The organism is Fusobacterium sp., assembly GCF_029258315.1.
Lineage (GTDB): Bacteria > Fusobacteriota > Fusobacteriia > Fusobacteriales > Fusobacteriaceae > Fusobacterium_B.
On the sequence record NZ_JARHZE010000050.1, the window covers coordinates 16755 to 28171 of the forward strand.

9 protein-coding genes are annotated in these 11417 nt (G+C 31.0%); 8 read left to right on the forward strand and 1 reads right to left on the reverse strand.

Annotated elements, in window-relative coordinates; translation table 11 throughout:
• Positions 1–44: 44 nt before the first annotated feature.
• The 8 genes from purF to Q1J48_RS03815 all read left to right on the forward strand — a co-directional run bounded on the left by purF (position 45) and on the right by Q1J48_RS03815 (position 10455).
• On the forward strand, positions 45–1454 hold the full coding sequence (gene purF, locus Q1J48_RS03780) for an amidophosphoribosyltransferase (protein ID WP_300331946.1): 1410 nt from the start codon (positions 45–47) through the stop codon (positions 1452–1454).
• A gap of 2 nt (positions 1455–1456) precedes the next feature.
• Positions 1457–2521 (forward strand): phosphoribosylformylglycinamidine cyclo-ligase, encoded by a 1065-nt coding sequence (gene purM / locus Q1J48_RS03785; protein WP_300331949.1) that lies wholly within the window; start codon positions 1457–1459, stop codon positions 2519–2521.
• Entirely contained in the window at positions 2515–3087 is a 573-nt protein-coding gene (purN, locus tag Q1J48_RS03790; protein WP_300361351.1) for a phosphoribosylglycinamide formyltransferase, read from the forward strand. Before purM ends, purN begins: the two co-directional genes overlap by 7 nt.
• A 13-nt stretch (positions 3088–3100) precedes the next feature.
• On the forward strand, positions 3101–4636 hold the full coding sequence (gene purH, locus Q1J48_RS03795) for a bifunctional phosphoribosylaminoimidazolecarboxamide formyltransferase/IMP cyclohydrolase (protein ID WP_300361354.1): 1536 nt from the start codon (positions 3101–3103) through the stop codon (positions 4634–4636).
• Positions 4637–4673: 37 nt separating this feature from the next.
• The gene (gene purD / locus Q1J48_RS03800; protein ID WP_300331958.1) at positions 4674–5912 is read left to right on the forward strand and encodes a phosphoribosylamine--glycine ligase; all 1239 of its coding nucleotides are present in this window, start codon (positions 4674–4676) and stop codon (positions 5910–5912) included.
• A gap of 142 nt (positions 5913–6054) precedes the next feature.
• The gene (gene guaB / locus Q1J48_RS03805; RefSeq protein WP_300361363.1) at positions 6055–7512 is read left to right on the forward strand and encodes an IMP dehydrogenase; all 1458 of its coding nucleotides are present in this window, start codon (positions 6055–6057) and stop codon (positions 7510–7512) included.
• A gap of 134 nt (positions 7513–7646) precedes the next feature.
• On the forward strand, positions 7647–9515 hold the full coding sequence (locus tag Q1J48_RS03810; protein ID WP_300361356.1) for an AAA family ATPase: 1869 nt from the start codon (positions 7647–7649) through the stop codon (positions 9513–9515).
• Positions 9499–10455: a hypothetical protein gene (locus Q1J48_RS03815; protein WP_300361358.1), complete on the forward strand. Its 957-nt coding sequence runs from the start codon at positions 9499–9501 to the stop codon at positions 10453–10455. Before Q1J48_RS03810 ends, Q1J48_RS03815 begins: the two co-directional genes overlap by 17 nt.
• 157 nt (positions 10456–10612) lie before the next feature.
• On the opposite strand, the gene Q1J48_RS03820 is transcribed toward Q1J48_RS03815, so the two are convergent.
• Positions 10613–10912, reverse strand: coding sequence for a hypothetical protein (locus tag Q1J48_RS03820; protein ID WP_300361360.1), 300 nt, complete (start codon positions 10910–10912; stop codon positions 10613–10615).
• Positions 10913–11417 lie beyond the last annotated feature (505 nt).

Consider the following 11417-nt stretch of genomic DNA (forward strand, 5'->3'; position numbering starts at 1 on the left):
TTTATATCATATAAGTCTTAGAGAAAGAAGAGGAAAAATACAAAATGAGAGAATTTGATTATATATTAGATGAAATCCACGAAGAATGTGGAGTACTAGGGATACACAATGTGGAAAATGCAGCTCAATTAACTTACTATGGATTACATTCATTACAACATAGAGGACAACAAGGAGCAGGAATAGCAACTTCTGACAATGGATATATTTCAAGACACAGAGGAAGTGGACTTGTAATAGAGGTTTTTAACAGTGAAAATATAGCTAAACTAAAAGGGAATATGGCAATAGGACACGTAAGAATGGGAGATGTAAATGCTCCTGGTATTGAGAATATCCAACCACTTCTAGTTAGATCACATTTAGGAGATTTCTCAGTAGCTCACAACGGTAGAATAGTAAATGGTAATCAACTTAGAATACAACTTGAATTTGAAGGAAGTATTTTTCAATCATCTTCAGACAGTGAAATTTTATGTCACCTTATCCAAAAAGAGTCAGGAACTTTCACAGAGAAATTAACAAAGGCTGTGGCAAAACTTGAGGGAGCTTTCTCTTTCGTAGTTATGACAGGAAATACAATCTATGCTATAAGAGATAAAAACGGACTTCACCCACTATCAATAGCTACTTTAGGAGAGGGATTTGTAGTAAGTTCTGAAACAGTAGCTTTTGAAACTCTTGGAGCAAAATTCTTAAGAAGTGTAAAACCTGGAGAGATAATAAAAATAAATAAAGAGGGGCTAAAATCAATATTCTATACAAGAGCCACTCAAGATAAGATGTGTTCAATGGAATATATTTATTTCTCAAGACCAGATAGCACAATCAATGGACTTAACGTTCACACTTCAAGAAGAGTTTGTGGAAGAATCTTGGCTGAGGAGAGTCCTTGCCCAGAGGCAGATATGGTAATAGGTGTACCTGATTCATCACTTTCAGCAGCAGTTGGATATGCTGATGGTTCTGGTTTACCTTTTGAGACTGGACTTATAAAAAATCGTTACATAGGTAGAACATTTATTCAACCTACACAACAGGAGAGAGAAAGAGGGGTAAAAATGAAACTTTCCCCTATGTCTTCTGTAATAAAAGATAAGAAAATAGTTTTAGTAGATGACTCAATAGTTAGAGGAACTACAAGTAAATATATAATTAAATTATTAAAAGAGGCAGGAGCTAAAGAGGTACACGTAAGAATAGCCTCTCCTGCTATGATAGCACCTTGTTTTTACGGAGTTGACACTTCAAGTCTTAAGGACTTAATCAGTGCAAGAATGACTCTTGAGGAGCTAAGAGAGTATATAGCTGCAGATTCATTGGAGTTTTTATCAGTAGAAGGACTTAAAAAAGGGCTTGGAGAAAATATTTGTTCAGCTTGTTTTGATAAAAACTATCCAACATATTTATTTGATTTAGACAAAAAATTTATAGAAGAGAAGGAAGGGAAATAGAAATGAGTAAAGAATATATGGAAAATAATATGAGCAGTAAAAGATATATGGAGTCTGGAGTAAACTTAGAGGCTGGATACGAATCAGTTAGAAGAATAAAATCACACGTTGCAAGAACAAAAGTTAAAGGTGTAATAGATAGTATAGGAGCTTTTGGAGGAATGTTTGACTTATCAGCTCTTGGATATAAAGAGCCAGTATTAATAAGTGGTACTGACGGTGTTGGAACAAAATTAATGTTAGCATTCAAAATGGATAAACACGATACAATAGGGCAAGACGTTGTAGCTATGTGTGTAAACGACGTTTTAGTTCAAGGGGCTATGCCAATATTCTTCCTTGACTATGTAGCTGTTGGTAAAAACTTCCCAGAGCAAATAGAGCAAATCGTTAAAGGTGTTGCAGATGGTTGCGAACTTTCTGAATGTGGATTAATCGGTGGAGAAACTGCTGAAATGCCAGATATGTATGAAGTAGGAGATTATGACTTAGCTGGATTCTGCGTTGGTGTTGTAGAAAAATCTAAATTAATAACTGGGGACAAGGTTAAAAAAGGAAATAAAATAATTGGACTTCCATCAACAGGAGTTCACTCAAATGGATTCTCTCTTGTTAGAAAGATAGTTATGAAGGATAACAACCTTGACTTAAACGGATACAGAGATGAGTTTGATGGAAAATCTTTAGGAGAGGCTTTACTTACTCCAACAAGAATATATGTTAAAACAATAAAAAGATTATTAGAAGAGGTAGAGGTTAATGGAATGTGCCATATAACTGGTGGAGGATTCTACGAGAATGTACCAAGAATCATACCTCAAGGATTACAAGCTAAGATCGATACTAAAGTGATCGACACTCCAAAAATATTTAAATTCTTACAAGAGGTTGGACAAGTACCTAATGAAGAGATGTACAATGTATTCAATATGGGTATAGGATTTATGATAATAGTTGATGAAGATAAGGCTGACAAAACAATGGAAACTTTAAAAGCTCTAGGAGAAAAACCTGTACTTTTAGGAGAGGTTGTTGAAGGTGAAGAGGGAGTAGACTTAGTATGGTAAGAGTAGCCGTATTTGCCTCTGGAAATGGTGGAAATTTCCAAAGCATAGTTGAAACAAGTAGAAATTATGAAGAAAAAAACTATGAGATAGAACTTTTAATAGTTGATAAAGAATCAGCTTTTGCAATAGAGAGAGCTAAAAAATTAGGAGTACCATACTATGTGGTACTTCCTAAGAGCTTTTCATCAAAGAAAGAGTATGAAGAGAGAATTATCGAAATCTTAAAAGAGAATAAAATTGATTTAGTAGCCCTTGCTGGATATATGAGAATAATATCACCTACTCTTTTAAATGAGTATAGAGATAGAATAGTAAATATTCACCCAGCCTACCTACCAAACTTCCCTGGGAAAGATGGTATAGGGGACGCATTCAGAGCTGGAGCAAAGGAAACAGGAGTAACAATTCACTATGTTGACGAAGGTGTGGACAGTGGAAAGATAATCTATCAAGAAAAATTGACTATCGAAAAAGATTGGGATATAGAAAAATTAGAGGAAGAGATCCACAAGATAGAACATAGAATTTATCCAAAAACTTTAAAAGAATTATGTAAAAATTTTTAGGAGGAAATGAGAGATGAAAAGAGCTTTAATAAGCGTTTCAGATAAAACTGGTATAATAGAATTTGCTAAGGAGTTAGTAACATTAGGTTATGAAATAATATCAACTGGTGGAACAAAAAAATCTTTAGATGAGGCTGGAATAAAAACAATGGGAATATCTGATGTAACAAAATTCCCTGAGATGATGGACGGAAGGGTAAAAACTCTTCATCCAAATGTACACGGAGGATTACTTTGTGTAAGAGATAACCCTGAGCATATGAAAGATTTAGTGGACAACCACATTGAATTAATAGATATGGTAGTAGTAAACCTATATCCATTTAAAGAAACTTTAAAAAAAGGTGGAACTCACGAAGAACTTATCGAAAATATAGATATCGGTGGTCCTAGTATGTTAAGATCAGCTGCTAAAAACCATAAGTTTGTAACTGTTTGTGTTGATCCAGCTGACTATCAAAGAGTTTTAGAGGAGATAAAAGAAAATGGAGATACTACTTTAGAGTTTAGATGTGAATTAGCAGCTAAAGTATTTAGAACAACTGCAGCTTACGACGCTCTAATAGCTCAATACTTAACTTCTAAACTTGGAATAGAATATCCTGAAAAATTAACATTGACTTATGAGAAGGTTCAAGGATTAAGATATGGTGAAAACCCTCACCAAACAGCAGCTTTCTATGCTACTCCAATGACTGGATACTCTATTGCTGGAGCAAAACAACTTCACGGAAAAGAGTTATCATACAATAATATCCAAGACGCAAACGGTGCTATTGAGATATTAAGAGAGTTTTTAAACTCTGGAAAATCAGCTGTTGTAGCTGTTAAACACACTAACCCTTGTGGTGTTGGAATTGGAAACTCATTAAAAGAGGCTTGGGACAGAGCTTACTCAGCTGACCCTATCTCAATATTTGGTGGAATAGTGGCTACTAATGAGGTTATCGATACTGAAGTGGCTAACGAATTACATAAATTATTCCTAGAGATAGTAATAGCTCCAGGATTTACTGATGAGGCTTTAGAGATATTAAAGGCTAAGAAAAATATAAGACTTATGACTTTAGATATAAATCAAGAGATATATAATAAGAAAAAAGTAGTAGGTGTAAACGACGGAATACTTATCCAAGATATAGACTTTGGAGAGGTTAAGGCTGAGGACTTAGTTTGTGTTACTGAAACTAAACCAAGTGCTGAGGATATTGAGGAGTTATTATTCGGATGGAAAGTTGTTAAAAATGTAAAATCTAACGCTATCGTTGTAAGTAAAAACAACCAAACTTTAGGTGTTGGAGCTGGACAAATGAACAGGGTTGGAGCTGCTAAGATAGCTCTTGAACAAGCTGGGGAAAAATCTAAGGGAGCTTACCTATCATCTGATGCATTCTTCCCAATGCCAGACACAGTACAATTAGCTATTGAGTATGGTATAAAAGCTATAATTCAACCAGGTGGATCTATAAAAGACCAACTTTCAATCGACGAATGTAACAAACACGGAATAGCAATGGTATTCACAAAAATGAGACATTTTAAACACTAATTTTTAAATTTAGAAAATTTTGAAAAGAGGGGAAAAAATGAAGGTATTAGTAATAGGAAAAGGTGGAAGAGAACACGCTCTAGCTTGGAAGATAAACCAAAGTCCACTTGTAGATAAAGTATTTGTTGCACCGGGAAATCCAGGAATAGAAGAGTTCGGTGTAAATGTAAATATAAAAGATAGCGACGTTGAAGGGTTAGTAGACTTCGCTTTAAAAGAAAATATAGATTTAACAGTTGTAGGTCCTGAAACAACTTTAGCTTTAGGAGTGGCTGACGCTTTTGAGGCTAAGGGATTAAAAATATTTGGACCTAAAAAAGATGTGGCAAGACTTGAAAGTAGTAAGGACTTCGCTAAACATATAATGGAAAAATATAACGTTCCAACAGGAGCATATAAAACTTTTGATAACAAGGCTGAGGCTTTGGAATATGTAAATAAAAAAGGTGCTCCAATAGTTATAAAAGAGGACGGATTAAAGGCTGGTAAAGGTGTTACTGTGGCTCTAAAAATAGAGGAGGCTTACGAGGCACTGGATATAGCTTTTGATATACCAAATAATAGAGTTGTTATTGAGGACTACCTTGACGGATTTGAGTTTTCACTTATAGCTCTAGCTCACAATGACAAGGTTATACCTTTAGAGGTTGGACAGGATCACAAAAGAGTATTTGACGGAGATCTAGGACCTAACACTGGGGGAATGGGAGTTTATTCTCCAGTAAAAAGAGTTACTAAGGATATAATTGAGGCAAGTGTTAATGAGATAATAAGACCTACTTTAAAAGGTTTAGTTAAAGAGGGGCTACCTTTCACAGGATTTATCTTTGCTGGAATAATGGACACTAAAGAGGGAGTAAAAACTATCGAGTTTAATGCAAGATTTGGAGATCCTGAGGCTGAGTCAATTTTACCAAGAATGGAGAGCGACTTAGTGGAACTTATCCTTGATATAATGAACGATAAAGAGACTCCTGTTAAATGGAAGGACACAACAACTTGTGGTGTTGTAATGGCATCAGAAGGTTACCCAGCTAGTTCAACTGTTGGGGCAGAGATCACTATACCTGAGGGTATCGAGTCTCAAATCTTCCATATGGGAACTAAGTTAGAAGATGGAAAACTTCTTACAAACGGTGGAAGAGTTCTTATCGTAGTTGGAGAAGGAAAAGATCTTAAAGAGGCAAAGGCTAAGGCTTATGCTGATATTGAAAAAATAAAATGTGATAAATTATTTTACAGAAAAGATATTGGAGCCAAAGATTTAATTGATTAAAAATTAATTTTATTGTGGTAAAAATATAAAAAATATGATATAATAACAAAAATACAAAAAAAGAGGCTGTTTTTTTATCAGCCTCTTTGTTAAAAAGTTTAATTAAATTTTTAATATAAAGGAGATAGACCCAATGGATACAATGAATGGAAAAATAGTTAAAGAAGCAATAACATTTGATGACGTATTATTAATACCTGCTGAATCTAATGTACTACCACAAGACATTAACTTAAAAACTCAACTTACTAAAAACATAACTTTAAATATCCCTATTATCAGTGCTGCTATGGATACAGTTACAGAGGCTGACCTAGCTATCGCTCTTGCTAGACAAGGGGGACTTGGATTTATCCACAAAAATATGACAATAGAAGAGCAAGCTAAAGAGGTAGATAAGGTAAAAAGAAACGAAAGTGGAATGATATTAAACCCTATCACATTAACTAAAGATCACACTTTAGGTGACGCTGATGACTTAATGGGACAATATAAAATATCTGGACTTCCTATCGTTGAAGAAGACGGAAAATTAATCGGTATCATAACAAACAGAGATTTAAAATATAGAAAAGACTACGATACTTTAGTTAAAGATGTTATGACTAAAGAAAATCTAATCACAGCTCCAGTAGGAACTAACTTAGATCAAGCTAAAGATATATTACTTTCTAACAGAATAGAAAAATTACCAATCGTAGACGAAAACGGATACTTAAAAGGATTAATCACAATAAAAGACATTGATAAAATAGTTGAATATCCAAATGCTTGTAAAGATGAGCACGGAAGATTAAGAGTTGGAGCTGCTGTTGGTATCGGAAACGACACTATCGAAAGAGTTAGAGCTCTAGTAGAAGCTGGTGTTGACGTTATCACTATGGACTCAGCTCACGGACATTCAGCTGGAGTTATAAGAAGAGTAAGAGAAATAAGAGAGGCTTTCCCTAACCTTGAGTTAATAGCTGGAAACATTGTAACTGCTGAGGCTGCACTTGCTTTAATAGATGCAGGAGTTAACGCTGTTAAAGTTGGAATCGGACCTGGATCTATCTGTACTACAAGAGTTGTTGCAGGGGTTGGAGTACCTCAATTAACTGCTGTAAACGACGTTTACCAAGTTTGTAAAGAAAGAGGAATCGGAGTTATAGCTGACGGAGGAATCAAACTTTCTGGAGATATCGTTAAGGCTTTAGCATCTGGTGCTGACTGTGTAATGCTTGGAGGAATCTTAGCTGGAACTACTGAGGCTCCTGGTGAAGAGATAATTTACGAAGGAAGAAAATATAAAGTTTATGTTGGAATGGGTTCTCTTGCTGCTATGAAGAGAGGTTCTAAAGATAGATACTTCCAAAACGACGCTAAAAAATTAGTTCCTGAGGGAATTGAAGGAAGAATAGCTTATAGAGGAGATTTAAGAGACGTTATATTCCAATTATGTGGTGGAATAAGAGCTGGTATGGGATACTGCGGAACTCCTACAATCCAAGAGCTTAAAGAAAATGCTAAGTTTGTTAAAATAACTGGTGCTGGATTAAGAGAGAGCCACCCTCACGATATCCAAATAACTAAAGAAGCTCCTAACTACTCTTCAAGATAGTTTGGAAAGAATAATATAAATTAAGAGTTCAGATCTATTTTCTGAACTCTTTTTTCTTTTTTTGACGTGGGGAAAAATCTTCCCCATAATTGTTGTATATGATATAATAAAATAAAAAATATTATGGGGGAAATATGCAATTGATATATTTTTGGGGAAGGTCTATTGGAAGAGGGATTAATTTTAATTCTAATTTTTATTTTGAAGTAGAGATGGAAAAAGATAATAAATATCATTTAAAAAGATTAAAAGAAAAAGAAAAAAAAATACCTAAAAATTTTTTTGGGAAAGAAATAGAAAGTATCAGTTGTATTATAGGGAAAAATGGAGCGGGAAAAACTTCATTAATAAAAGATATTTTAGAGAACCAAAGAGAATTTTTAGAAAAGACAATAAATTTAAATAAAAATATTTATATTTTTGAAGAAAATGATCAGATTTATATATTGAAAAAAACAAATAAGTTAGTAATAGATTTTAAAGATTATAGATTGATCGATTTTGAGGAATATTTAGAAAAGATAGATATAAAATATATCTATTATACAAGTAATTTAAGTACATTATTATCAAAAGACTATCATATTATAGATATTTCTTTGAGAGGACAATTAGAGAATAAGGTAGGAAAAGAAGAATATAAAGGAGAAAAATTTTTTGAAAAATATTATGAGGATGTGTTTCAAAAAAATTTAGAATTTATAATTAATGAAAGTACACTCATAGAAAATATTCCTTATGAGGATTTTAAAGAAAAATTACTAAAAATAAGAAATGAAGGGGAAATTAGTTGTAGATTTAATTTAGAAGGATATCTTTATTTAAATAATGAAGTTATAAAAAGTTTAAAACTTCCAAAAATACTAGATAATAAAAGTCTAAATTTAAAATACTTTACAGAAAAAAATGAATTTATTGAGGGTTTGGATATTTTAAAAATATTAAGAGTAAAAGAAAATGAACAGGATGAATTTCTAAAACAATTAGGAAGATATATAATTTTTTGGTTTTACTGGGATTTAAGAAATGGAAGATTTGAGAAAATACTATTTAGAAAAATTTTGATAAATGAGCAAGAAAAAGATTTAAAAGTATGGATAAAACGAACAATAGATATATTAGAAAATGAAATTTATACAAAGAATAATGTTACTTCAAGAATAAGATTAAGAATGTTGAAAGCTATAAAAATGATTATAAATAATGATAAAATAAAATTTTGTAATAAAGAAATGATATTGAACTATTCAGATGCTAAAGAGATTTTTAAAAAGACTCAAAATCAAGATTTATTACCAATACCAGACAAGAGAACATTACTAAATTTTCAATTTAAGGAAAAATTTAGTAGTGGAGAATTAGAACTTTTAAAATTGTTAACTAGTTTAAAAAATTGTAAAGAAAAAGTAGGAGAAACAAAAAATATTATTTTATTCTTTGAAGAATTAGAAGCTTTTATGCATCCAGAATGGCAAAGAAAAATTATAGATTTTTTATTAACAATAAAAAATAGTTTAGCGTGGTTGAAGAATAAAAATATTCAAATAATTTTATCTTCTCATACTCCTTTTATAGTAGGAGATTTGTTAGAAACAAATATATCGTTTATAGAAAATGGAAAAGTAATGAGAAGTGAAAATAAAACTTTTGGAAGTAATATATATGATTTATTCAAAAATAATTTTTTATTAGAGTCTTGTTTTGGAGAATTTTCAAAAAATAAGATAAAAAAAGTTATAGAATTGTTGACAAAAACAGAAGATAATGAATATAAAATACAAGAAATAGAAGAAAATAAAGAAGAAATTATGTTTATAATAGACAATTTAGGAGAACCAATAATAAAAAAGAAATTAAAAAAGATGTATCTAGAATATAAAGAAGAAACCGAAAAAGATTTGGAAAATGATATTGAAAAGATAAAGTGTTATATGAAATTAAATGAATTAACTTCAGAAAAAATAATTAGAATTTTAGAGGAAAAAAATGATAAAACTCAATAAAAATAAATTTATAGAAAGAGAACATAAAAAATGGTTTGATGGTTTTATCCTTTCTAAATTAGAAGATAAAATTAAAGAAAAAGAAAAGTTGAATTTGGATAGTAAGTATATAAAATTTTTAAACAGATTAAAAGATGTTTCTATAGCTGATAATTTTAAAATGTTAAAATTAATAGAAGAGTTTGAAAAATTAGAAAATAAAAATAATTACATAAAAGAATTAAAAGAAATCTTTGATTATGATTTTTTTTCAAAGAGAGATCCTAAAAATTGGGGAAGACATAAATTAATAACAAGTTTAAAAATAAAAGTTTGTCCTTATTGTCAGAGAAATTATATAAGTTCATATGAAGAGAATGAATCAAAATCTAATAAAACAACAGCTGATTTAGATCATTTTTATCCAAAAGCTGAGTACCCTTTTTTAGCCTTGAGTTTGTACAACTTTATACCAAGTTGTCAAATATGTAATAGTAGGATGAAAGGTAAAAAGTCAGTATATGACAGAGAATTGAAAAAAAATAAGATAGTTCATCCCTATGAAGATGATTTTAAAGGAATATTTAAAACAGAAGATAAGATTCTTGAGGTTTTATTGGGAAATGAATCAGAATTTAAAGTTATTATTGATTCAAAAAATGATGTGAAAACCTCTGAAACTATTTCGATGTTAAAACTAGATAAAGTATATGAAAGAACACATAATGATTATCTTTTAAATATGATAGAGAATATTAAAAATAAACCAGAGACATATCTTGAATCAATAGCAGAACTATTTATAAATGAGAATATAGAAAATAAAGAAAAAATAAAAGAAATTGTATTAAAAAATTTAAAAGAATTAGTAATAGAACCATATAAATTTAAAGTAGAAAATAAGGAACCATTAGCTAAGTTAACAAAAGATATATTAGAAGAGTTTGGTATAGAAATTTAGTGGGGAAAAATCTTCCCTACAACTTTAAAATAAAAGAGGGGGTGATTTCCCCCTCTGATAGAAAATATTAATTAACCAAAGATTGATTTTAATATTTTAACTATAACAGTAACAATGATTTCGATAAGTTTATGCCTATAAAAATCGTCCATTTAAACTAATTAGCATTAGCAACAAAGTACTCAAAAGCCACAATCTCAGCCTTTTCCACTCCAATTCTACCAAGGGAAGTTTCACCAGATTTTATCTCCTTAGAAAGTTGTTGAATCCACTCGTCGTAAGAGCTATAAGGGCAACCCTCTGGAAGAGCTGTTCCCTCTGTTTTCATCTTCTCCAAAGTTTCAAGTGTAAGTTTGTCGTCAGCTAATTCCTTATTATAAGTCACCTCTCTTTTGATAGATTCTTTAAGTTTGTTAAGAGATTCCTGTACTATTGGTTTTGCCTCTTGATTTGTCATTTTAACCCTCCTTTGATCTTTGATATAACTAATATTATCATAAAAAAATCAGAAATATAAAAGAGCTGTGGAGGGCTGTGGAAAAATTAAAAAAATTATTTTATAGTGAGTTGGAAGAGGGAAAATTGGAAAAAATTTTTAAAATTATATCCTCTCTATTTAAGAAAAATTATGGGGAGATAAGAGGGAGTTAACCTTAAAGAACCGTTGACAATAAAGGAAAAATATTATATAATTTAACTGATCTGAAGGCAGAAAAAGTCGGTAAAAACTTAAGGGTGTATCAAAATATTTAGTGGGAAAAATTAAGTTTTGACTTTTTAGGTTGGAAGATAGACCTAAAAAATACGGTGTTATGGGACTTAGGAAGCCTAACCTAAATTTAAAAATAAGGTGTTAAATAAATAGGATTTAAATAGAATATATCTTCTAAAAAAAGTCAGAAATGGCTTTTTTTATTTTTTGAAAATTTTAATTAAATTATATTTTTTAGAGTTAGGGTGCT